This window comes from Pseudomonas sp. LABIM340 (assembly GCF_040017195.2).
Classification (GTDB): domain Bacteria; phylum Pseudomonadota; class Gammaproteobacteria; order Pseudomonadales; family Pseudomonadaceae; genus Pseudomonas.
Genome location: NZ_CM200227.1, coordinates 2,225,340 through 2,246,539 on the forward strand (window position 1 = coordinate 2,225,340; position 21,200 = coordinate 2,246,539).

The following is a 21,200-nucleotide window of genomic DNA, read 5'->3' on the forward strand; positions in this document are numbered from 1 at the left end:
GGAGATGAGCATGTACACCGTTTACGGCGATCAACTGTCCGGCAACTGCTACAAGGTCAAGCTGGCCCTGCACCTGCTCGGCCTGCCTTACCAGTGGCGCGAGATCAACATCCTCAAGGGCGAGACGCAGACCGCCGAGTTCCTGGCGATGAACCCCAACGGCAAGGTGCCGGTGCTCAAGCTCGAGGACGGCACCTGCCTGTGGGAATCCAACGCCATCCTCAACTTCCTCGCCGATGGCAGCGAGCTGCTGCCCAGCGAACCGCGTCTGCGCACTCAGGTGCTGCAATGGCAGTTCTTCGAGCAGTACAGTCATGAGCCCTACGTGGCGGTGGCGCGCTTCATCGAGTTCTACCTCGGCCTGCCCGAGGAGCGCCGCGAGGAGTACGCGCGCTGCCACAAGGGCGGCTACAAGGCGCTGAAAGTGATGGAGAAGCAGCTGGAGCAGACGCCTTATCTGGTGGGCGACACGTACTCCATCGCCGATATCACCCTGTACGCCTACACCCATGTGGCTCACCAGGGCGGCTTCGACCTGTCGAACTTCCCGGCGATCAACGCCTGGCTGGCGCGGGTGGCGGATCACCCGCGGCATGTGGGCATGCAGGACTGATCTGCGCCTTGCTTTCTGAAAACGCCGCTTCCCAGGAAGCGGCGTTTTTCGTTGTGCGTCCGGTGCTCTTGGTAGGAGCGAACTTGCTCGCGAACAGGTTTCCGGCAACACCTGACCTTGGGCGATTCGCGAACAAGCTCGCTCCTACAGGCTGATCCGGGCGTCGGTGAAGAAAACCGGCAAAATGCTATCAGAAAAATCCGAAATAACCGCTCTAAACCGCGGATTACGGCGCTTTGGGGTTGACCGGCATCATGGCGGCGTTTTGTCGCCCTCCCTAATCTGGACGCGCTGCCATGCGGGATGTACCGATGTGGCCGGGCGCGAGCGGCAGGCAGTGTCGTCGTCCGGCATGGGGAGGGGAAAGATGGCCTATCTGGTCTGGCAGGCGGATCTCGACACCGGGATCGGAGTGATCGACGCACAGCACAAGCGCATCGTCGAAATGATCAACCAGCTGCACGAGGCCCAGGCCCATCACGATCGAGCGATGCTCGGCGGCGTGATCGAGGAACTGGTCGACTACACCATCTCGCACTTCGCCTTCGAGGAGACCCTGCTGGAGGACTCCGGCTATCAGTTCACCCGCGCGCACAAGAAAGTCCATGAACTCTTCATCAAGCGCGTTTCCGATTACCGCACGCGTTTCGAGGCCGGCGAGGACGTCGCCGAGGAGCTCAAGGGCCTGCTCGGCCGCTGGCTGTTCAACCATATCCGCAACGACGACGCCAACTACGTGGAGGCGGTGAAGGCGACCATGCACGAGCTGACCCGAGATCAGGGCCATGGCGGCTGGCTTTCGCGCTCGATGAAGCGATTCTTCGGCTGAATCGCCCGCTGTTTCGGCAGTGAATGCCCACGCGAATCGCCCCTGGCTGGCTATGCTCTGTGCACAACTACAAGCTATGCCACGGGGGTATTCGCGCATGAAGACGCTGTTGAAGTCACTGTTGCTGCTTTCTTTCCTGTCGTCCTTCCCATTGTTCGCCGCCCAGCCGAGCGCCACGTCGGGCTCTGACGACCAGCGCGCCAAGGCGCTGCTGTCCAAGGCGGTGACCGCCTACAAGCAGGACGGCGACAAGGCCTTTGCCGCTTTCAGCCGCCAGGGCGAGTTCGTCGATGGCGACCTCTATGTGTTCGTGGTGGACAGCAAGGGCACCATGCTCGCCAGCGGCGGGCCTTCGGTGGTGCTGATCGACCGCGACGTTTCCTCGACTCTCGATCCTTCGCTGCAGGAGCAGTTCGCCAAGGCATTGAAGTCGCCGGAAACCGGCAAGGTGCAGCAGGCCGACTACCGCTGGAAGAACTGGGCGGACGGCAAGGTGGAACGCAAGCACGTCTATTACCAGCGCGTCGGCGAGCGCTTCCTCGCGGTGGGCTACTACATCCCGCGCGCTTCGGCGCAGCAGGCGGCGGCCATGCTCGACAGGGCGGTGAAGGCCGTCGAGGCCGACCCGCAGGGCACCTTCAAGCAGATCACCGCACTGGACAAGGCCTTCATCGAGGATGACCTCTACGTCTTCGTGGTGGACCTGGAGTCCTCGAAGTTCGTCGCCCACGGCTTCAACACCCGCATGGTCGGCACCGACTTCGACTCGTTGAAGGACCCGGGCGGCAACCCCATCGGCCACGCCATGCTGGAGCTGGTCAAGGCCAAGGGCGAGGCGGAGTTCGAGTACCAGTGGCGCAACCCGGTGACCAGCAAGGTGGAGAACAAGCACGCCTTCCTGCGCAAGGCCGGGCACTACCTGGTGGCAGTGGGTTACTACACCCGCTGATGCCTTCTTGCAGGCACAAAAAAACCGGCCCGAGGGCCGGTTTTTTCATGGCGGCGGTTCGCGATCAGCGGATCAGGCTGAGGAACTCGCTGCGGGTGGCGGAGTTCTCGCGGAACTCGCCGAGCATCACCGAGGTGACCATGGAAGAGTTCTGCTTCTCCACACCGCGCATCATCATGCACATGTGCTTGGCCTCGATCACCACGGCCACGCCCAGCGCGCCGGTGACCTGCTGTACGGCCTCGGCGATCTGCCGCGACATGTTTTCCTGGATCTGCAGGCGACGGGCGTACATGTCGACGATGCGCGCGACCTTGGACAGGCCCAGCACCTTGCCGTTGGGGATGTAGGCGACGTGGGCCTTGCCGATGAAGGGCAGCAGGTGGTGCTCGCACAGCGAGTAGAGCTCGATGTCCTTGACCAGCACCATTTCGCTGTTGTCGGAGCTGAACAGGGCGCCGTTGACGATCTCCTCCAGCGTCTGCTGGTAGCCGCGGCAAAGGTACTGCATGGCCTTGGCGGCACGCTTGGGCGTGTCGACCAGACCTTCGCGGGTGACGTCCTCACCAAGCTGGCTGAGGATCGCGGAGTAGTTTTGTTCCAGGGACATGATCTACCTGTGGCAATGACAAAAATAAAAACCGTGGCGCAGGGTAGGGCGCTCAGCCCCCTCTGGCAAGGCCCGCGCGCCGGTTGGCGCGTTATGGCTGCTGGTTTGTCGCCAGCTGCTGCGCCCAGCCCTCGGCCCATTGCGCCAGTGGCAGGCAATGCAGTGCCAGCTCCCGGCCCAGCTCGGACAGCTGGTAGCCGTCCGCACCGTTTTCCACCAACAGCGCCTCGCGTAGTTCGCCCAAGCGGGTGTTGAGCACCGAGGGCGAAAGGCCTTCGCAGCGCGCCTGCAGCTCGCGGAAACTCGCCGGCCCCTGGTGCAGTTCCCAGAGCACGCGCAGGCTCCAGCGGCGGCCGAGCAGGTCGAGCAGCGCCATGATAGGCCGGCCGCTGTCCGAGCCGCGTACGGGGTTGCCGGGGAGGGGAAGTGTCATCGACTCTCCTTGCTACTTTTTCAGTAGCGGTCTAGCTTGAGTGCTACTTAATTGATAGCAGCCGGAGGCGCATCATGACACAACCGCGTATCGAACCGTTGCAACCGCCGTTTCCCGAAGACATGCAGGCTGCCTTCACACGGATCATGCCGCCGGGCGTGGAGCCGCTGAAGCTGTTCCGTACCATGGCGCATAACCCGAGGGTGCTGCAGCGCTTCTTCGCTGGCGGCCTGCTGGATCGCGGCAGCATCGCCCTGGAGGACCGTGAGTTGCTGATCCTGCGCACCACCGCGCGCTGCGGCGCGGAATACGAGTGGGGTGTGCATGTGGCGTTCTATACGGGAAAGACCGGCTTCAGCGAGGAGCAGTTGGCCGACACCTGCCGGGCGACGCCGGCCGCTGCATTGTGGAGCCCCGCGCAGCGGGCCCTGCTGGCGCTGGCGGACAGCCTGCACGACTGCTCGACGGTGAACGACGATCTGTGGGCGCGGCTGAGCGAGCACTTCAGCGCCGAGCAACTGATCGAGTGCCTGATGGTGGTGGGGTTCTACCATTCGGTGTCGTTCGTGGTGAACGGCCTGAAGGTGGAGCGGGAAAGCTACGGCGCGCGTTTCCCGGCTTGATTACTCGTCGCGGCCTTCCAGCATGGTGCGCCGCAGCATCACGTAGATCGCCCCGGTGCCGCCGTGACGTGGCAGGCAGGAGGCGAAGCCGAGCACCTGCGGGTGCTGGCGCAGCCAGGTGTTCACGTGGCTCTTCACCATCGGGCTGCGGCCATCGACACGTGCGGCCTTGCCATGGGTGACGCGGACGCAGCGGATCTCGAAGCGAGTGGCTTCGGCGATGAAGTCCCAGAGGGTTTCGCGGGCGGTCTCGATCTTCATGCCGTGCAGGTCGAGGCTGCCCTCGAAGGCGATCTGGCCGGCCTTGAGCTTGCGGATCTGGCCTTCCTGGACGCCGTCGCGGGCCCAGTAGAGTTCGTCTTCGGGGCCGACGTCGATGACGAACTGGTCGGACAGGCCATCCACCCGGATGTTCTCGGTACGCACGGTCGCGTTCTGCCGCAGCTCCTTGAGCTGCTTGCGGTCGGCCTTGGGTTTGCCGGTGTCGGCCTGGTCCACGGTGATGCGCTTGACGCCGCGCATCTCGCGGGCGAACTGGGAAAAATCGTCGTCTTGCATGCGCACCTCCTCGAAGAGCCGCGCAGTCTAACGGATCGTGCCGGTCCTACGGAAATTCGCCCAGGAAATCAGTTGCGGCGCTTCATCAGTCGCGGCGACAGGCTCAGGCCGTCCCGGCCGCGGGCACGGCGGCGGGCCGCGCGCCAGAAGGTGACGCCCAGCCAGAGGCACAGCAGGCCGATGACCAGCAGCACGGCGCCGGCGCCCGGCTCGATGTGCAGCACGCCCACGGCGGGCTGGCGGCGGAGCAGGGCGGCGACGCCAGCCATGCTGGACAGGATGCCGAAGGCGGCGATCACCGCGGCAATCGCGGCGGCGAAGCGCCAGCGCCAGCGGCCCGGACGTTTCGGGCGCAGGCTGGGTGGATCGAACTTCTCGGTCATCTTCATCCCGACTTCCTCATCTGTTGAACGAGGCTATGACCGGTGGGGAGGGGTGGGGTTCCAACCCCAGGGTCGGGAAGCGCGGCGAACCCGCTGGGTGAGCGGGTTCGCGGGCTTTCGCGCCTAAGCTGAGCCTAACCCCGGGCGCTTGTCGCTGCCGCCCGTCGGGACGAGTGGCTTCAGACCAGCGCCTGGGCCTGCGCGACCACGGCGGCGAAATTGTCGCCCAGGGCGGCGATTTCCGCGCGGTGCAGGTCGCGGGCGGCGAGCACGCCACCTTCGGGGGTGGGGATGTCGCGGGTGGCGCAGGCTGCGTCCACCAGGGTGCAGCGATAGCCGTAGTCCTTGGCGGCGCGGACGGTGGTGCTGATGCTGGAGTGGGTCATGAACCCGCAGACGATCAGGTCCAGGCGACCGCTTGCCTGCAGGCGGTCATGCAGGTCGGTGCCGGCGAAGGCGTTGGGCAGGCGCTTGTCCACCACCACCTCGCCCGGCAGCGGGGCCAGTTCCGGCAGGAAGCGGCCGCGCGGGCCCTGCGGGTCGAGCAGGCCACCGACCACGCCCAGGTGGTGCACGTGGACGACGGGAGTGCCCATGTTCCGGGCCGTCTCCAGCAGCAGGCGAATCTGCGCCACCGCCGCGTCCAGGTCAGGCAGGGCGAGCACGCCGCTGCGGTATTCCTCCTGGGCGTCGATGATCAACAGAGTGCTCTGGCGCAGAGTGGCCGGCGGATATCCGCGCCCACTGATCTGCAGCATGCTGAGCGGATGGGACATGTCTGGACTCCTGTAAATGCATGTTCACTCATTGTGGGCCGTAACGCGTCCGCTGTGAATCTTTGCGAACTCGCGCCAAAGTGGTATTGGCATTCTTCTCAGGAACCGCCCGGAGGCGCCCCAGAGCCCCCGCGTTCCGCTAGAATGCGCCCCTTTTTGCGAGCTGCGAGGACTGCTGCCGTGACCGAATCCCGTTTGCTGACCCTGCGTGACCACATCCGCTGGGCCGTCAGCCGCTTCCACGCCGAGGAACTGTTCTTTGGCCACGGTACCGACAACGCCTGGGACGAAGCCCGCCAGCTGGTGCTGGGCGCGCTGCACCTGCCCTGGGAAATGGCCGATGCCTACCTGGACTGCCGCCTCGAGGACGAGGAGCGCGACTACCTGATGCACCTGCTGCGCCGGCGCATCGAGGAGCGCGTGCCGACCGCCTACCTGCTGGGCGAAGCCTGGTTCTGCGGCATGCCGTTCGTGGTGGACGAGCGCGTGCTGGTGCCGCGTTCGCCGATCGCCGAACTGATCGAGCGCCGTTTCGAGCCCTGGTTGGCGGCCGACCCTGCGCGCATCCTCGACCTGTGCACTGGCTCGGGCTGCATTGGCATCGCCTGTGCCAGCGCCTTCCCGGATTCCGAGGTGGTACTGGGCGACCTGTCGTTCGACGCTCTGGAAGTAGCCAACATCAACATCGAGCGCCACGAGCTGGGCGAGCGCGTCTACACCGTGCAGGGCGATGGTTTCGAAGGCCTGCCGGGCCAACGTTTCGACCTGATCGTGTCGAACCCGCCCTATGTCGACGCCGAAGACTTCGCCGATATGCCGGCCGAGTACCACCACGAGCCCGAGCTGGGCCTGGCCTGCGGCAACGACGGCCTGGACCTGGTGCGGCGCATGCTGGCCGAGGCCGGGGACCACCTGACCGAGCGCGGCACGCTGGTGGTGGAAGTGGGCAACAGCCAGGTACATGTGGCGGCGCTCTACCCGGAAGTGGACTTCACCTGGCTGGACTTCGAATACGGCGGCCACGGCGTGTTCCTGCTCTCGGCACAGCAGTGCCGCGAGCATCAGGATCTGTTCAAGGAGCGGATCAAGGCCTGAATAAACCTGTAGGAGCGGGCCATGCCCGCGATCGCGCCCATGGGGCGCTCCTACAGGGAAGCGCCACGCCTCAGTGCGTGGCGATCCAGATCAGCAGGCCGGCCTGGAACACGGCGAACACCGTCAGGCAGGCAATGGTGAAACGCAGGCTGGTGTCGTCGCGGCGGAAGGTTTCGATGCGCTGCTCAAGCCGGCGGATTTCGTTGGACTGGGTGGCGAGGTTCTGGTCGGCCTGTTCCAGCATGGAACCGGCTTCCAGCAGCGGCAGTATCTGCACCTTCTCCTTGTGCCAGTCGTCATACAGCTCGCTGACCCGGCCGACGCTGTAGCGCGCCTTCAGCAACCGCGAGTCTTCGTAGATCACGTCGAAGCCCTGGGCGCGCAGGAAGTGGTCGCGGCGCTGCCGGGCCTCTTCGTTGGGCGTGTCCTTCATCGCCAGCGCGCCACCTTCGACGCGGTAGTGCGACCACTTCTTTTTCGCCCAGGCCACCCCCTGGGCCAGCAGGAAGCGCCCGAGGCCGCGGTTCAGCGGTTCGGTGGCGAAGCCTGAATCGGCGCCAAAACGCACTTCCTTGTTGCGGTGGTCCGCCCAGACCTCCAGCAGGTTCACTTCCTTGCGCAGCACCTGGCCGGGCACCTGGACGGTCAGGCGCAGCAGGCTCTGCTCGGCGTTGTGGCGTTCCACCCGGCCGAGCTGGACGAAACGCAGCGGCCGCGCACCGGTGCTGCGGTCGGTGGGCAGCGGCGCCAGGCGCAGCAGGCGATAGTGTTCCGGCGCCAGCTCGGCCCACGGGTGCGGGCGGGCGGCGGCCTCGTCGGCGGCGACGGCGGTCTGTTCAGCTTCGGTCATGGGGTTCTACCTCGGGGCCTGGTGGGCGTGACCAGGGCTCTCCCGTGGTTTATCGACGCACCGGCGGATTTCTTGAGACGTTCGCTCCAGATTCCGCCAGCGTGCCACCGGGCAAGGTCTGCGCCTGCCGGATGAAAGTCGTGACGCGCTGCACCAGCTCGCGGGCCAGCGGCAGGTTGGGGTTGTTGTAGGAGGCGAGCTGCTGCGGACCGCTGGTCGGAACGATGCGCAGGATGTGGTTCATTCCCGAGATCAGGTGGAAGTCGCTGTCGGGCTTGGCGCGCTTGAGCGCCTGGGCATCCTCGACGCCGACCTGGATGTCGTTGGTGCCCTGCAGGATCAGGGTGGGCAGCTTGAGCGTGGCGAAGGCACGGGCCGGGTCCTGGCGGAACAGCGAGATCAGGTAGGGCTGCACGCTGGGGCGGAACAGCACCTTCAGTGGTTCCGGCACATTGGGCTGCAACTGCCCGGCCTGCAGGCTGTCGATCAGTTGGTCGGCTTGCGCCAGCAGGGGCGGGGGCAGGCGGCCCTGCAATTGTTCGCGCAGCACGTCGCCGATCGGGCGGGCGCTGCCGGCCAGCGAGACCAGGGCCTCGGCGTGGGTTTGCGGTGCGGCGAGGCTGGCGATCAGCGCGCCTTCGCTGTGGCCGATGAGAATCTGCCGGCCGAAGCGCGGGTCGTGGGCCAGCTTGTCGCTCCAGGCCACCACGTCGCTGACGTAGGCCTCCACGCTGAGTTCTTCCTCGCGCGGCGCTGCGGGCAGGCTGCGGGCCACGCCGCGCTTGTCGTAGCGCACGCTGGCGATGCCATTCTCCGCCAGCGCCTCGGCCAGCTTGCGCAGGTAGGCGTTCTGCCCGCCCTCGGGATTGTTGCCGTCGCGGTCGGTGGGGCCGGAGCCGGCGATCAGCAGGGCCACCGGCGGTGGAGTTTCAGTTTGTGGCAGCAGCATCGTGCCGCGCAGCACGCCGTGGCCTGTGTCCAGGTCATAGGGGCGTTGCAGGATGCTGGTGGGGGCGGCCTGGGCGAGGGAAGCAATGAGCAGGAAGCAGAACAGGGCAAGACGGCGCATCGATGACTTCACGATGGGGCTGATGGCGCTTTGATCCTCACGGGCCGCGAAGGTTCGCAGGGCGGATTGACGCAGGTATACTGCTCGGCCTTTTCGATACCAGTCTTTTCGCGGAGCCTCGCATGTCCGGCAACACCTACGGCAAGCTGTTCACCGTCACTACCGCTGGCGAAAGCCACGGCCCGGCGCTGGTCGCCATCGTCGACGGCTGCCCGCCCGGCCTGGAGATTTCCCTGGAAGACCTGCAGCGCGACCTGGACCGCCGCAAGCCCGGCACCAGCCGCCACACCACCCAGCGCCAGGAAGCCGACGAGGTGGAAATCCTCTCCGGCGTGTTCGAGGGCAAGACCACCGGCACTCCGATCGGCCTGCTGATCCGCAACACCGACCAGAAGTCCAAGGACTACTCGGCGATCAAGGACCTGTTCCGCCCGGCACACGCCGATTACACCTACCACCACAAGTACGGTGTGCGTGACTACCGTGGCGGCGGCCGCTCCTCGGCTCGCGAGACCGCCATGCGTGTGGCCGCCGGCGCCATCGCCAAGAAGGTGCTGGCAGGCATGGGTATCAGCGTGCGCGGCTACATGAGCCAGCTCGGTCCGATCGAAATCCCCTTCAAGACCTGGGACAGCGTCGAAGAGAACGCCTTCTTCAGCCCCGACCCGGACAAGGTGCCGGAGCTGGAGGCCTACATGGACCAGCTGCGTCGTGACCAGGACTCGGTCGGCGCGAAGATCACCGTGGTCGCCGAAGGCGTGCCGCCGGGCCTGGGCGAGCCGATCTTCGACCGCCTGGATGCCGAACTGGCCCACGCGCTGATGAGCATCAACGCGGTGAAGGGCGTGGAAATCGGCGCCGGCTTCGCCAGCGTCGCCCAGCGCGGCACCGAGCACCGCGACGAGCTGACCCCGGAAGGCTTCCTGTCGAACAATGCCGGCGGCATCCTCGGCGGCATCTCCTCCGGCCAGCCGATCATCGCTCACCTGGCGCTCAAGCCGACCTCCAGCATCACCACCCCCGGCCGTTCCATCGACGTGAACGGCAACCCGGTCGACGTCATCACCAAGGGCCGCCACGACCCGTGTGTGGGCATCCGCGCGACCCCCATCGCCGAGGCGATGATGGCCATCGTGCTGCTCGACCATCTGCTGCGTCATCGTGCGCAGAATGCCGACGTGAAGGTCGGCACCCCGGTCCTCGGCCAGCTATGACCGAGCAGAGCCTTCCGCGAATCACCCGATTCGCGGAAGGTTCGTCGCGCCGCCGATGACGCAGGTTCCCTACTGGCGGCTGTCCAGTTTCTACTTCTTCTATTTCTGCCTGCTGGGCGGGACGGCGCCGTTCCTCGCGCTGTATTTCCATCACCTGGGTTTCTCCAGCGCGCGCATCGGCGAGCTGGTCGCCATCCCCATGCTGATGCGCTGCGTGGCGCCGAACCTGTGGGGCTGGCTGGGCGACCGCAGCGGCCAGCGATTGGCCATCGTGCGCTTTGGCGCGGTGTGCACGGCGCTGTGCTTCGCCGGTATCTTCCTCGGCCACAGCTATGCGTGGCTGGCGCTGATCATGGCGGGGCACGCGTTCTTCTGGCACGCGGTGCTGCCGCAGTTCGAAGTGATCACCCTGGCGCACCTGAGCGGGCGCACCGAGAGCTATAGCCGTATCCGCCTGTGGGGCTCCATCGGCTTTATCTGCACCGTGGTCGGCCTCGGTTGGCTGTTCGAGTTCGCCAGCCTGGACGCCTATCCGCTGGCGTTGCTGGCGATCATGCTCGGCATCGTCGGCGCCAGCTGGTGGGTGCCGAACGCCCAGCCACCGGCGCGGCAGGACGAAGCCAGCGCCGGTGGCTTCCGCCAGCAACTGCTCAAGCCCGGCGTGCTCGCGTTCTACCTCTGCGTGTGCCTGATGCAGCTGTCCCACGGCCCGTACTACACCTTTCTGACCCTGCACCTGGAGGCGCTCGGCTACGCCCGTGGGCTGATCGGCCAGCTCTGGGCGCTGGGCGTGGTGGCCGAGGTGCTGCTGTTCCTGGTCATGCCGCGCCTGCTCAAGCGCTTCTCCCTGCGCCAGGTGCTGGTGGCGAGCTTCCTGCTGGCGGCCCTGCGCTGGCTGCTGCTGGGCACGCTGGCCGGGCATCTGCCGGTGTTGCTGTTCGCCCAGTTGCTGCACGCGGCGACCTTCGGCAGCTTCCACGCCGCGGCGATTCATTTCGTCCAGCGCAGCTTCCAGGCGCGCCAGCAGGGCCAGGGCCAGGCGCTCTATGCCGCACTGGCGGGAACCGGCGGCGCGCTGGGCGCGCTTTACTCCGGCTACAGCTGGGGTAGCCTTGGCCCGGCCTGGACCTTTTCCATCGCCAGCATCGCCGCGCTGGCCGCCGCCTTCATCATCTGGACCCGTCTGAACGAGGACCCGCATGAACGACACCCGTGAACAGCTGACCCGGCAGATCATCGACGCCGGCCGCTTCCTCTATGGCCGTGGCTGGTCGCCGGCCACCAGCAGCAACTACTCGGCGCGCCTGGCGGCCGACCGCGCGCTGCTCACGGTCTCGGGCAAGCACAAGGGCCAGCTCGGCGAGGACGACGTGCTGGAAACCGATCTGGCCGGCAACAGCCTCGAGCCGGGCAAGAAGCCTTCGGCGGAAACCCTGCTGCACACCCAGCTCTACGCTTGGCGCGCGGAGATCGGCGCGGTGCTGCACACCCATTCGGTCAACGCCACCGTACTGTCGCGCCTGACCGCCGGCGACCGCCTGGAGCTGGAGGACTACGAGTTGCAGAAGGCCTTCAGCGGCGTCACCACCCATGAAGGCCGCGTGACCGTGCCGATCTTCGACAATGACCAGGACATCGCCCGCCTGGCCGCCAGGGTGCAGCCCTGGCTCGATGCGCATCCGGACTGCCCCGGTTACCTGATCCGCGGCCACGGCCTGTACACTTGGGGCCCACGCATGGCCGATGCCCTGCGCCAGATCGAAGCCTTCGAATTCCTCTTCGAATGCGAACTGAAAGTACTGAGCCTTCGCGGCGGCACGCGCTGAGCGAATCCGGCCCGCTTTTGCGGTAATAGCCCAGAAGGATAACGACCATGAGCAGCCTGACCGTCTACCACGAATCCAACCCCGAGCAGCCACTGAAGCTGCTGACCCACGCCGAGGACATCGCCTCCACCCTGGGCGAGCTGGGCGTGCGCTTCCAGCGCTGGGCGGCCAACGCGCCCATCGTCCCCGGCGCCAGCCAGGAAGAGGTGATCGCCGCCTACCAGCACGAGATTCGTCGCCTGCAGGAAGAAGAGGGTTACGTCACCGTCGACGTGGTCAGCCTCACCGCCGACCATCCGCAGAAGGACGAGCTGCGCGCCAAGTTCCTCGACGAGCACCGCCACGGCGAGGACGAGGTGCGTTTCTTCGTCGCCGGCCGCGGTTTGTTCACCCTGCACATCGAGGATCACGTCTACGCCGTGCAGTGCGAGAAGAACGACCTGATCTCCGTGCCCGCCGGCACTCGCCACTGGTTCGACATGGGCGAGCGTCCGCACTTCGTCGCCATCCGGCTGTTCAACAACGCCGAGGGCTGGGTAGCGAAGTTCACCGGTGACGAGATCGCCAAGCGGTTTCCGTTGCTGGAAGACTGATTCTTTCGCCCCGGCGTTGCCGGGCGTTCCTTGCTTTTCGTAGGAGCGAGCTTGCTCGCTCCTACCGCCATATCCCCCGCCTGTGCCAGGGGCGGGTAGCTGGAGTTCCCATGCCCATCAAAGCCATCCTCACCGACATCGAAGGCACCACCAGCGCAGTCAGCTTCGTCTTCGACGTGCTGTTCCCCTATGCCGCCGCGCACCTGCCGGACTACGTGCGCGAGCACGCCGCCGAGCCCGCCGTGGCCGAGCAACTGGCCGCCGTACGTGCCGACAGCGGCGAGGCGAACGCCGACACCGAACGCTGCATCGACATCCTCCTCGGCTGGATCGCCGAAGACCGCAAGGCCACGCCGCTCAAGGCGTTGCAGGGCATGGTCTGGGAGCAGGGTTACCGTGCCGGCCAGCTCAAGGGCCACGTCTACCCGGACGCGGTCGACGCGCTGCGCCACTGGCACGCCGAGGGCTATCGGCTGTACGTCTATTCCTCTGGCTCGATCCAGGCGCAGAAGCTGATCTTTGGCTGCTCCGAGGCCGGCGACCTGTCGCCGCTGTTCTCCGGCTACTTCGACACCACCAGCGGGCCCAAGCGCGAGCCTGATTCCTACCAGCGCATCGCCGCTGCCATCGGTCTGCCGGGCGAGGAAATCCTCTTCCTGTCCGACGTGGTCCAGGAGCTGGACGCCGCGCAGCACGCCGGCCTGCAGACCATCGGCCTGGCCCGCGAGGGCGGTGTGCTGGAAGGCCACGACACCGTGGCCAGCTTTGCGGTGATCGACCCGGCGCGGGTCTGAGTCCACCGTTGGCCCACGCCCGTGCCGTTGCGGCGCGGGCGGCTATGCTGATCAGGCCGACAATCGCATAGAGGGATCTTCTATATGGGTTCGACCCTGAGTGGCCTGATCAGCCTGATCATCTTTGCCCTGGATATCTGGGCGATCATCAACGTGGTGAAAAGCAACGCCGAGATGTCGATGAAGATCATCTGGATCCTGGTGATCGTCATCCTGCCGGTGCTGGGCCTGATTATCTGGGCGGTAGCGGGGCCGCGGGGGAATGTGAAGATCTAGTTGCCGTACCGCTCCCTGTAGGAGCGCCCCATGGGCGCGATCGCGGGCATGGCCGCTCCTGCAGGGTGCTCCTCAGCGAAACCGATAATGCATCCGCACGCACCCCGGTTCGATCACCTTGGCCGACAGCAGCGTCGGTGACACCCGCAGGCCGGTGGCAGGGAACAGCGGGAAGCCGCCGCCAATGATCTCCGGCATCACGTAGACCTCCAGCTCATCCAGCGCCCCGCGCTCGAGGAAGGCCATCTGCAACTGGCCGCCGCCGAGCATCCACACGTCGCCATCGTCCAGCGCTCGCAGCTCCGCGACCAGCGCGTCGACATCGCTGCGGATTTCCAGCGGGCCCTTCGGGTCGTCGATGGGGCGAGAAGTCACCACCAGCACACGTTGTTCGCCGTAGGGCCAGGGACCGGGATCGGCGGCGAGGAAGTCGTAGGTCGCACGGCCCATGACGACCGTGCAAATGCGCTGGAGGAACAGGTTGTAGTCATGTTCGCCCAGCTGCAGCTGGTCATGCTTGAACAGCCAGTCCAGCCCGTGTTCCGGGGTGGCGATGAAGCCGTCGAGGCTGCTGGCGATGTAGCCGAGAATCCTGGCCATGTGGGGTCTCCCTGGGTAAGCTTTGCGCTAATATATAAATGAATGTTCATTTATAAAAGAGGGCGACATGGCTCGAACCAAGACGGTGAGTGACGAAGCGATACTCGATGCCGCCATGGCGCTGATGGTGCGTGAAGGGCCGGAGGCGGTGACCTTCGCCGCTGTGGGCCGCGAGGTCGGGCTGTCCGCCGCGACGCTGGTGCAGCGGCATGCAACCAAGGCCGAGTTTCTCCGCGCCGTGCTGCTGCGCGCCTGGGACCAACTGGATGAGCAGACCGCGCGCCTGGACGAGAGCGCCGAGCTGAACCCGGAAGGCGCGGTGCGGATGCTGGTGGCGATGTTTCCGGTGGGCGAGGGCGAGACGGATTACGCCGAAGGGCTGCTGATCCTCCGTGAGGACATGCGCGATCCGCTGCTTCGTGAGCGCGGTGCGCAGTGGGGCGCCACGTTGGCCAAGGCATTGGGGCGGCGATTGAGCGATGACCCGCAGCGGCAGCCGATACTCGGCCGGCTGATGGCCAGCCAATGGCAGGGCGCGCAGCTGTGGTGGGCCTTCGAGCGCCAGGGCGATCCGGCCAGCGCCATCGGCGCTGAGTTGCGGCGCTGGTGCGACGTCGTGCTGAAGGCGGAAAGGGTTGCGGGATAGGGCGCAGGGATAGAGACTCAACCGATGCATTACTGCCTGATCGAAACAGACCTCGGCTGGTTCGGGCTCGCCTGGAGCCCGCAGGGAATCACGCGCGCCTATCTGCCGGGCGATTCCGTGCACAGCGTACGCGAGCGCTTCGACAAGCTCGGCAGCGAAACCGCCCACTGGCCGGCGTTCATCGACGAGGCGCGCCAGCTGGTCCTGGGGTATGCGCGGGGCGAGGCGGTGTCCTTCGACAATCTGCCGCTGGACCTGTCGGCAGTGAGCGATTTCCACCGCCGCGTCTACGACGACATTCTCCAGCTGGGGCGCGGCGAAACCACGACCTACGGCGAGATCGCCCGGCGCCTGGGTGATGTCGGCTTGTCCCGCGCAGTGGGGCAGGCGATGGGCAGCAACCCGATCCCGCTGATCATCCCCTGCCACCGTGTGCTCGCCAGCGGCGGCAAGACCGGCGGCTTCTCCGCGCCGGGCGGCAGTACCTCGAAGATGCGCATGCTGGCGCTGGAAGGTTTCGAGGACCCGCAGGCAGCGCAGGCCGCTTTTGATTTCTAAGCAGGATTTTCAGGTCGGTTGCTTCCTTAGGTCAGACTGTCAGGTCGTTTCCAGCGCGCCTTCCAGGCGCAGCAACAGTTCCTTGCGCGGCAGGCCGCCGGCGTAGCCGGTGAGGCTGCCGTTGCTGCCGATCACCCGGTGGCAGGGGACGATGATGCTGATGGGGTTGGCGCCGTTCGCCGCGCCCACCGCCCGGATTGCCTTGGGTCGGCCGATGCGCCGCGCGAGCTCCGCGTAGACGGTGGTGTAGCCGTAGGGAATCTCCAGCAGCGCCTGCCAGACCTGACGCTGGAACTCGGTGCCGCCAGTATTGAGACGCACATCAAAGCGCTGGCGCTTGCCGGCGAAATACTCGTCCAGCTGCCGCGCTACCTCGTCCAGCAAAGGGCTGCCCTGTTGCCAGTCAGGCTCGGGATAGTGGCGCGTCTCCAGGTCCATGTAGAGCATTCGCAGGCCGCCCTCGTCGCCGGCCAGCAGCAGGCGGCCGGTGGGGCTGTCGTGGTAGCGGTAGTGCATGGTCATCCTCCGGTGCGGCCGGCCTGGGAATAGGCGTGCCACAGATAGACGGCGGCGTAGGCGCGCCACGGCCGCCAGGCTTCGGCGCGGCGTTGCAGTTCACGGGCGGTGATGCCTTCGGCGCCCCAGACCGGCGACTTGAGCAGGCCCAGGTCGGCGGCGGGGAAGGCGTCCGGATCACCGAAGGCGCGTAGGGCGACGTATTCGGCCGTCCAGGGGCCGATGCCGGGGAGGGCGCAGAGGCGCTTCACCAGGTCCTCGGCGCCGTCGTCCACATGCAGTGCCAGCGCGCCGCTGGCGCAGGCGGCGGAGAAGCGCTGCAAGGTTTCCACGCGTTTGCCCGGCATGCCGATGCCGGCGAGGTCGGCTCCGGCCAGGGCTTCGGGCGTGGGGAACAGGCGGGTTGGCTGGCCTTCGACTTCTCCGGGCAACGTCTCGCCCAGACGCTGCACCAGCCGCCCGACGATGGTCACCGCCGCTTTCACCGTGACCTGCTGGCCAACGATGGCGCGCACGGCCTGTTCGAATGGGTCGAACGCAGTGGGCAGGCGCAGGCCGGGGGCTTGCAGCAGGAGCGGGCCGAGGACGGGGTCGCCGTCCAGGTGCCCGGCGATGTGTGCGGGGTTGCTGTCCAGGTCGAACATCTTGCGCACCCGCGCCGTCAGCGCCTCGGTGTGACGGGCCGGCAGGTGAAGCTCCAGTTCCAGCTCGGCGCTGTCGTCCAGCGGCGTGACGCTGAACCAGCCGCTGTCCGCGCCCAGCCGCACGCTGCGGGCGTAGCGCCGGGGCGACAGGCATTCGACGCCGGCCAGGCTGCGCAGGGCGAAGTGGTCGTGGAACTGCTGCCAGTCCCAGGGGGCCTGGTAGGGCAGGCGGATGATGCGGGAATCGGCGGCTGTGTTTTTCATGCAGCGACCATACCTGTTGCGCGCCGGGCTGTCCTCCCGCGCCTGACTTTCAAACTGGCGCGGCTGGCTCCTTATATAGAAGGCGCCGACGGCAGGGTTCGACCTGTCATCTTCCGGCACGTAGAATGCGCGCCTCTTTCGGGGCGGCCCGGCCGTCCCCTCCTTGTGTCTTGTCCCGACGGGAGCCCACTGCATGCACGATTACCAGGAAACCCTCTACGACGGCTATGGCCAGCGTTTCAGCGTCGACAGGATGCTCCACGAGGTGCGCACCGAGCACCAGCACCTGGTGATCTTCGAGAATGCCCGCATGGGCCGGGTGATGGCGCTGGACGGCGTGATCCAGACCACCGAGGCCGACGAGTTCATCTACCACGAGATGCTCACCCACGTGCCGATCCTCGCCCATGGCGCGGCCAAGCGTGTGCTGATCATCGGCGGCGGCGACGGCGGCATGCTGCGCGAGGTGTCCAAGCATGGCAGCGTCGAGCACATCACCATGGTCGAGATCGACGGCACCGTGGTCGACATGTGCAAGGAGTTCCTGCCCAACCATTCCCAGGGTGCCTTCGACGATGCGCGCCTGAACCTGGTGATCGACGACGGCATGCGCTTCGTCGCCACCACCACGGAGAAGTTCGACGTCATCATCTCCGACTCCACCGACCCGATCGGTCCGGGCGAAGTGCTGTTCTCGGAGAACTTCTACCAGGCCTGCCACCGCTGCCTGAACGAAGGCGGCGTGCTGGTGACCCAGAACGGCACGCCGTTCATGCAACTGGACACCGTGCGCAACACCGCCGGCCGCATGAATGGCCTGTTCGCCGACTGGCACTTCTACCAGGCGGCTGTGCCGACCTACATCGGCGGTTCGATGACCTTCGCCTGGGGCTCGACCAATCCGGCGCTGCGCAAGGTCGACGTTGCCACTCTGGCCCAGCGCTTCGCTGCAAGCGGCATTCAGACCCGCTACTACAACCCGGCCATCCACGAGGGCGCCTTCGCCCTGCCGCAGTACGTGCTGCAGGCCATCGGCAAGCCGGCCAACGACTGATCCAGCGCTGCCCGCCACGCCCCGCGCGTGGTGGGCAGGGGCGCAATGCCCCGGATTGCCCGTCCTTCGGGACATTTTCTTCACACGCCGCCCGGCACTATCCCCGCCGTCAGGCGGTCCCACCTGCGCCGGTTCACGCTTGCATCATCCCGAAACGAATGTACGGCCAGGCTTAATGTCCGCTTAAGGCGCGCACAATAGAATGCGACGCCGCTGCTTTTGCGGTGTAATGCCGCGGCCTTTCGCGCTCGCGCGGGCAGCCCGTCTGTCCGGCCATGGCGACGCTCCTTCGAACCCTGAACGTTCACAACGGAACCAAGAAATGGGCCAATCAGAAGTCCTGACCAACCGCCAGACCGGTGCGAGCCTCACGCGGCCGACCCTGTCCAGCCACCTGGCGTTCACCGCGCTCAGCGTCGTTGCGCTGATGGTGATGTTCTCCCTGCTGCGCGTGGCGCTGCTTGTCTACAACCGCGAGCTGATCGGCAGCACCCCGGCGTCCACCTTCGTCGAGGCCTTCATCACCGGGATGCGCTTCGACATCCGCGCAGTGGTCTACATCGTCGCCCCGCTGGTGTTCGCCATTGCCAGCGTGCGTGCCATGGGCTGGCGCTGGCTGTGGAAGACCTGGCTGACCATCGCCGCGAGCATCACGCTGTTCCTCGGCGTGCTGGAGATGGACTTCTACCGCGAGTTCCACCAGCGCCTGAACAGCCTGGTGTTCCAGTACATGTCCGAAGACCCGAAGACGGTCATGAGCATGATCTGGTACGGCTACCCGGTGGTTCGCTACCTGCTGGCCTGGGCCGCCGCCACCTGGATCCTGTACCTGCTGTTCCGCGGCATCGACCGCGCGACCCGTCCGGATGCTTCCGGTCCGTCCGCCGCCGCCTGGTACATCCGCGTGGCCGTGATGCTGGTGGTGATCGTGCTCTGCGTGGTGGCCGCCCGCGGCACCCTGCGCCAGGGCCCGCCGCTGCGCTGGGGCGATGCCTTCACCACCGACTCGATGTTCGCCAACCAGCTGGGCCTGAACGGCACCCTGAGTCTGATCAAGGCCGCCGAGAGCCGCTTCCTGTCCGAAGACCGCGACAACATCTGGAAAGCCACCCTGCCGGTGGAGCAGGCGCGTGACGTGGTGCGCCAGATGCTGGTGATGCCGGACGACAAGCTGGTCGACGCCGACGATGCCGCCGTGCGCCGCGACTACACCCCGCCGGCCGACGGCACCCTGCCGATCAAGAACGTCGTGGTGATCCTGATGGAAAGCTTCGCCGGCCACTACGTCGGTGCGCTGGGCGGCAAGGGCGACATCACGCCGTACTTCGACAAGCTGAGCAAGGAAGGGCTGCTGTTCACCCAGTACTTCTCCAACGGCACCCACACCCACCAGGGCATGTTCGCCACCATGGCGTGCTTCCCCAACCTGCCGGGCTTCGAGTACCTGATGCAGACGCCCGAGGGCGGCCACAAGTTCTCCGGCCTGCCGCAGCTGCTGTCGGCGCGCAAGTTCGAGGACGTCTACGTCTACAACGGCGACTTCGCCTGGGACAACCAGTCCGGCTTCTTCGCCAACCAGGGCATGACCTCGTTCATCGGCCGCAACGACTTCGTCAATCCGGTGTTCTCCGACCCGACCTGGGGCGTGTCCGACCAGGACATGTTCGCTCGCGGCAACGAGGAACTGGACAAGCTCGAAGCCACCGGCAAGCCGTTCTATGCCCTGCTGCAGACCCTGTCCAACCACGTGCCTTACGCACTGCCCAAGGACCTGCCGGTGGAGCGCGTGACCGGTAACGGCAGCCTCGACGAGCACCTGACCGCCATGCGTTATTCCGACTGGGCGCTGGGGCAGTTCTTCGAGAAGGCGAAGAAATCGCCGTACTACAAGGACACCCTGTTCGTGGTCGTCGGCGACCATGGTTTCGGCAGCCCCGAGCAGCTGACCGAGATGGACCTGTTCCGCTTCAACGTGCCGCTGCTGCTGGTAGCCCCGGGCATCCAGGAGAAGTTCGGCGCGACCCGCGACACCGTCGGCACCCAGATCGACATCGTGCCGACCATCATGGGCCGCCTGGGCGGTGAAGTGCGTCACCAGTGCTGGGGCCGCGACCTGCTGAATCTGCCGGCCGGCGACAAGGGCATCGGCGTCATCAAGCCGTCGGGCAGCGAGCAGGTGGTTGCCGTGATCTCCGGCAACCGCATCCTGATCCGTCCGAAGGAAGGCGATATCCGCGTCTACGACTACAAGCTGGGCAGCGACTTCGGCGTGAAGCGTGTGGACAGCGCGCCGGACCAGGAGAGCCTGCGTGTGCGCCTGGAGTCCTTCATCCAGACCGCGACCAAGAGCCTGCTGGACAACACCGCTGGCGTGGTGGACGGCAAGCCCGACGCGAAGTGATCGAGCGTTGAATGAAAAGGGGCCTTCGGGCCCCTTTTTCATTCCATTGGCGTTCCCGTGCCCATGGGAAACCGTCGCCGCAGACGATCTGCGTCAGGATTTCGCGCGGATTCAAACTGTAGAATCCAGTTATAAATTAAGACCACATCGGTCTAATGGATTATAAGAAAACTGGTTATCCTCGCCGCCACACCACGAGGTGATCAGTTTCGCCAGTCAGGACGCGTAGATGGATGTTGGCAATATCGGTTTCGTAATCGCGGGTCTTGTCGTTGGCTTTATCGTTGGAATGACCGGTGTCGGCGGCGGTTCGCTGATGACGCCGATTCTCCTCTGGTTCGGTATCAACCCTGCCGCCGCAGTGGGCACCGACCTGCTCTATGCCGCCATCACCAAGTCCGGCGGCGTCCTGGTTCATCGCAAGAACGACAACATCGACTGGCGCATCACCGGCTGGCTGGCCTTGGGCAGCGTCCCGGCGGCGGCGCTGACGCTGCTGTTCCTGCACAGCCTGCACACCGATACCGCGGCCATGAACGCCGTGATCAAGAACGCCCTGGGCGTCGTGCTGCTGCTCACCGCACTGGCCGTGCTGTTCAAGAAGCAGGTGCTGGCCTTCGCCCAGCGTCATGCCGGCGACAGTTTCCACTTCAGTGGCTCGAAGCTGAACACCCTGACCGTGATCACCGGCGCCATCCTCGGCGCGATGGTTGCGCTGACCTCCATCGGCGCCGGCGCACTGGGCACCGTGGCGCTGTTCATCCTCTATCCCTTCCTCGCTACCCGCCGCCTGGTAGGCACCGAGATCGCCCACGCCGTACCGCTTACCCTGGTCGCCGGCCTCGGCCACGCCAGCATGGGCAACATGGACTGGGGCCTGCTGGGCTACCTGCTGATCGGCTCGCTGCCGGGCATCTACGTCGGCAGCCACCTGGCCGGGCGCATTCCGGACGGCATCCTGCGGCCGTGCCTGGCGGTGATGCTGGCAATGATCGGCTACAAACTGGTCTTCTAATTGCTCGCTCC

General features: G+C 66.0%; 26 protein-coding genes. 16 read left to right on the plus strand and 10 right to left on the minus strand.

From position 1 onward, the window contains the following. The first annotated feature begins 10 nt into the window (after positions 1-10). The 3 genes from ABKS89_RS10565 to ABKS89_RS10575 all read left to right on the plus strand — a co-directional run bounded on the left by ABKS89_RS10565 (position 11) and on the right by ABKS89_RS10575 (position 2,391). Positions 11-613, plus strand: coding sequence for a glutathione S-transferase family protein (locus ABKS89_RS10565; RefSeq protein ID WP_081520639.1), 603 nt, complete (start codon positions 11-13; stop codon positions 611-613). Positions 614-980: 367 nt separating this feature from the next. Next, complete coding sequence (locus ABKS89_RS10570; RefSeq protein WP_081520638.1) at positions 981-1,442, plus strand: bacteriohemerythrin; 462 nt, start codon at positions 981-983, stop codon at positions 1,440-1,442. 97 nt (positions 1,443-1,539) lie between these two features. Continuing rightward, positions 1,540-2,391 (plus strand): cache domain-containing protein, encoded by an 852-nt coding sequence (locus tag ABKS89_RS10575; protein ID WP_348590106.1) that lies wholly within the window; start codon positions 1,540-1,542, stop codon positions 2,389-2,391. A gap of 64 nt (positions 2,392-2,455) precedes the next feature. On the opposite strand, the gene folE is transcribed toward ABKS89_RS10575, so the two are convergent. Then, positions 2,456-3,001 (minus strand): GTP cyclohydrolase I FolE, encoded by a 546-nt coding sequence (folE, locus tag ABKS89_RS10580; protein ID WP_017517249.1) that lies wholly within the window; start codon positions 2,999-3,001, stop codon positions 2,456-2,458. Positions 3,002-3,092: 91 nt separating this feature from the next. After that, positions 3,093-3,434: a winged helix-turn-helix transcriptional regulator gene (locus tag ABKS89_RS10585; RefSeq protein ID WP_138216410.1), complete on the minus strand. Its 342-nt coding sequence runs from the start codon at positions 3,432-3,434 to the stop codon at positions 3,093-3,095. A gap of 74 nt (positions 3,435-3,508) precedes the next feature. Here ABKS89_RS10585 and ABKS89_RS10590 point away from each other — a divergent pair, with 74 nt between their 5' ends. Then, positions 3,509-4,057: a carboxymuconolactone decarboxylase family protein gene (locus ABKS89_RS10590; RefSeq protein ID WP_348590107.1), complete on the plus strand. Its 549-nt coding sequence runs from the start codon at positions 3,509-3,511 to the stop codon at positions 4,055-4,057. Here ABKS89_RS10590 and ABKS89_RS10595 read toward each other — a convergent pair whose 3' ends face one another. From ABKS89_RS10595 to ABKS89_RS10605, 3 genes are all read right to left on the minus strand, one after another. Further along, entirely contained in the window at positions 4,058-4,615 is a 558-nt protein-coding gene (locus tag ABKS89_RS10595; RefSeq protein ID WP_081520635.1) for a Smr/MutS family protein, read from the minus strand. A 68-nt stretch (positions 4,616-4,683) separates the two neighbouring features. Next, positions 4,684-5,004 carry a hypothetical protein gene (locus tag ABKS89_RS10600; protein ID WP_348590109.1) on the minus strand — a complete coding sequence of 107 codons (321 nt, stop codon included), beginning with the start codon at positions 5,002-5,004 and terminating at the stop codon, positions 4,684-4,686. A gap of 173 nt (positions 5,005-5,177) precedes the next feature. Continuing rightward, the gene (locus tag ABKS89_RS10605) at positions 5,178-5,774 is read right to left on the minus strand and encodes a cysteine hydrolase family protein (RefSeq protein ID WP_045208668.1); all 597 of its coding nucleotides are present in this window, start codon (positions 5,772-5,774) and stop codon (positions 5,178-5,180) included. A gap of 180 nt (positions 5,775-5,954) precedes the next feature. On the opposite strand from ABKS89_RS10605, the gene prmB reads away from it, so the two are divergent. Continuing rightward, entirely contained in the window at positions 5,955-6,869 is a 915-nt protein-coding gene (prmB, locus tag ABKS89_RS10610; RefSeq protein ID WP_138216407.1) for a 50S ribosomal protein L3 N(5)-glutamine methyltransferase, read from the plus strand. Positions 6,870-6,939: 70 nt separating this feature from the next. Here the strand turns inward: prmB and ABKS89_RS10615 are convergent, their stop codons facing one another. Together ABKS89_RS10615 and ABKS89_RS10620 are read right to left on the minus strand one after the other, a co-directional pair. Next, complete coding sequence (locus tag ABKS89_RS10615; protein WP_138216406.1) at positions 6,940-7,719, minus strand: hypothetical protein; 780 nt, start codon at positions 7,717-7,719, stop codon at positions 6,940-6,942. Positions 7,720-7,768: 49 nt separating this feature from the next. Further along, the gene (locus ABKS89_RS10620) at positions 7,769-8,788 is read right to left on the minus strand and encodes an alpha/beta hydrolase (protein ID WP_138216405.1); all 1,020 of its coding nucleotides are present in this window, start codon (positions 8,786-8,788) and stop codon (positions 7,769-7,771) included. A 122-nt stretch (positions 8,789-8,910) separates the two neighbouring features. Between ABKS89_RS10620 and aroC the strand changes: the two genes are divergently transcribed. The 6 genes from aroC (at position 8,911) to ABKS89_RS10650 (ending at position 13,491) form a co-directional block, all read left to right on the plus strand. Continuing rightward, positions 8,911-10,002 (plus strand): chorismate synthase, encoded by a 1,092-nt coding sequence (aroC, locus tag ABKS89_RS10625; RefSeq protein ID WP_285887938.1) that lies wholly within the window; start codon positions 8,911-8,913, stop codon positions 10,000-10,002. 55 nt (positions 10,003-10,057) lie between these two features. After that, on the plus strand, positions 10,058-11,218 hold the full coding sequence (locus tag ABKS89_RS10630) for an MFS transporter (protein WP_138216403.1): 1,161 nt from the start codon (positions 10,058-10,060) through the stop codon (positions 11,216-11,218). Next, a complete protein-coding gene (locus tag ABKS89_RS10635) occupies positions 11,202-11,828 on the plus strand; it encodes a methylthioribulose 1-phosphate dehydratase (protein ID WP_348590110.1) in 627 nt (208 codons plus the stop codon). The genes ABKS89_RS10630 and ABKS89_RS10635 overlap by 17 nt, the downstream gene beginning before the upstream one ends. A gap of 47 nt (positions 11,829-11,875) precedes the next feature. After that, the gene (locus ABKS89_RS10640; protein ID WP_024765430.1) at positions 11,876-12,421 is read left to right on the plus strand and encodes a 1,2-dihydroxy-3-keto-5-methylthiopentene dioxygenase; all 546 of its coding nucleotides are present in this window, start codon (positions 11,876-11,878) and stop codon (positions 12,419-12,421) included. A 110-nt stretch (positions 12,422-12,531) separates the two neighbouring features. Continuing rightward, positions 12,532-13,215 (plus strand): acireductone synthase, encoded by a 684-nt coding sequence (gene mtnC / locus ABKS89_RS10645; RefSeq protein WP_348590112.1) that lies wholly within the window; start codon positions 12,532-12,534, stop codon positions 13,213-13,215. Positions 13,216-13,299: 84 nt separating this feature from the next. Further along, entirely contained in the window at positions 13,300-13,491 is a 192-nt protein-coding gene (locus ABKS89_RS10650) for a PLDc N-terminal domain-containing protein (RefSeq protein WP_045208647.1), read from the plus strand. 72 nt (positions 13,492-13,563) lie between these two features. On the opposite strand, the gene ABKS89_RS10655 is transcribed toward ABKS89_RS10650, so the two are convergent. Beyond that, positions 13,564-14,091, minus strand: coding sequence for a dihydrofolate reductase family protein (locus ABKS89_RS10655; protein WP_138216400.1), 528 nt, complete (start codon positions 14,089-14,091; stop codon positions 13,564-13,566). A 67-nt stretch (positions 14,092-14,158) separates the two neighbouring features. Here ABKS89_RS10655 and ABKS89_RS10660 point away from each other — a divergent pair, with 67 nt between their 5' ends. Both ABKS89_RS10660 and ABKS89_RS10665 read left to right on the plus strand, forming a co-directional pair. Then, positions 14,159-14,737 (plus strand): TetR family transcriptional regulator, encoded by a 579-nt coding sequence (locus tag ABKS89_RS10660; RefSeq protein ID WP_348590114.1) that lies wholly within the window; start codon positions 14,159-14,161, stop codon positions 14,735-14,737. Between the two features lie 24 nt (positions 14,738-14,761). Beyond that, the gene (locus ABKS89_RS10665) at positions 14,762-15,295 is read left to right on the plus strand and encodes a methylated-DNA--[protein]-cysteine S-methyltransferase (protein WP_348590116.1); all 534 of its coding nucleotides are present in this window, start codon (positions 14,762-14,764) and stop codon (positions 15,293-15,295) included. A 39-nt stretch (positions 15,296-15,334) separates the two neighbouring features. Here the strand turns inward: ABKS89_RS10665 and ABKS89_RS10670 are convergent, their stop codons facing one another. Beyond that, the gene (locus ABKS89_RS10670) at positions 15,335-15,811 is read right to left on the minus strand and encodes a methylated-DNA--[protein]-cysteine S-methyltransferase (RefSeq protein WP_348590118.1); all 477 of its coding nucleotides are present in this window, start codon (positions 15,809-15,811) and stop codon (positions 15,335-15,337) included. Between the two features lie 2 nt (positions 15,812-15,813). Next, positions 15,814-16,719 carry a DNA-3-methyladenine glycosylase family protein gene (locus ABKS89_RS10675; RefSeq protein ID WP_348590120.1) on the minus strand — a complete coding sequence of 302 codons (906 nt, stop codon included), beginning with the start codon at positions 16,717-16,719 and terminating at the stop codon, positions 15,814-15,816. Positions 16,720-16,912: 193 nt separating this feature from the next. Here ABKS89_RS10675 and speE point away from each other — a divergent pair, with 193 nt between their 5' ends. The 3 genes from speE (at position 16,913) to ABKS89_RS10690 (ending at position 21,189) form a co-directional block, all read left to right on the plus strand. Then, a complete protein-coding gene (speE, locus tag ABKS89_RS10680; RefSeq protein WP_348590122.1) occupies positions 16,913-17,773 on the plus strand; it encodes a polyamine aminopropyltransferase in 861 nt (286 codons plus the stop codon). 322 nt (positions 17,774-18,095) lie between these two features. Then, entirely contained in the window at positions 18,096-20,174 is a 2,079-nt protein-coding gene (locus tag ABKS89_RS10685) for an LTA synthase family protein (protein WP_348590123.1), read from the plus strand. Positions 20,175-20,403: 229 nt separating this feature from the next. Beyond that, complete coding sequence (locus tag ABKS89_RS10690) at positions 20,404-21,189, plus strand: sulfite exporter TauE/SafE family protein (protein ID WP_081520618.1); 786 nt, start codon at positions 20,404-20,406, stop codon at positions 21,187-21,189. Positions 21,190-21,200: the final 11 nt, after the last annotated feature.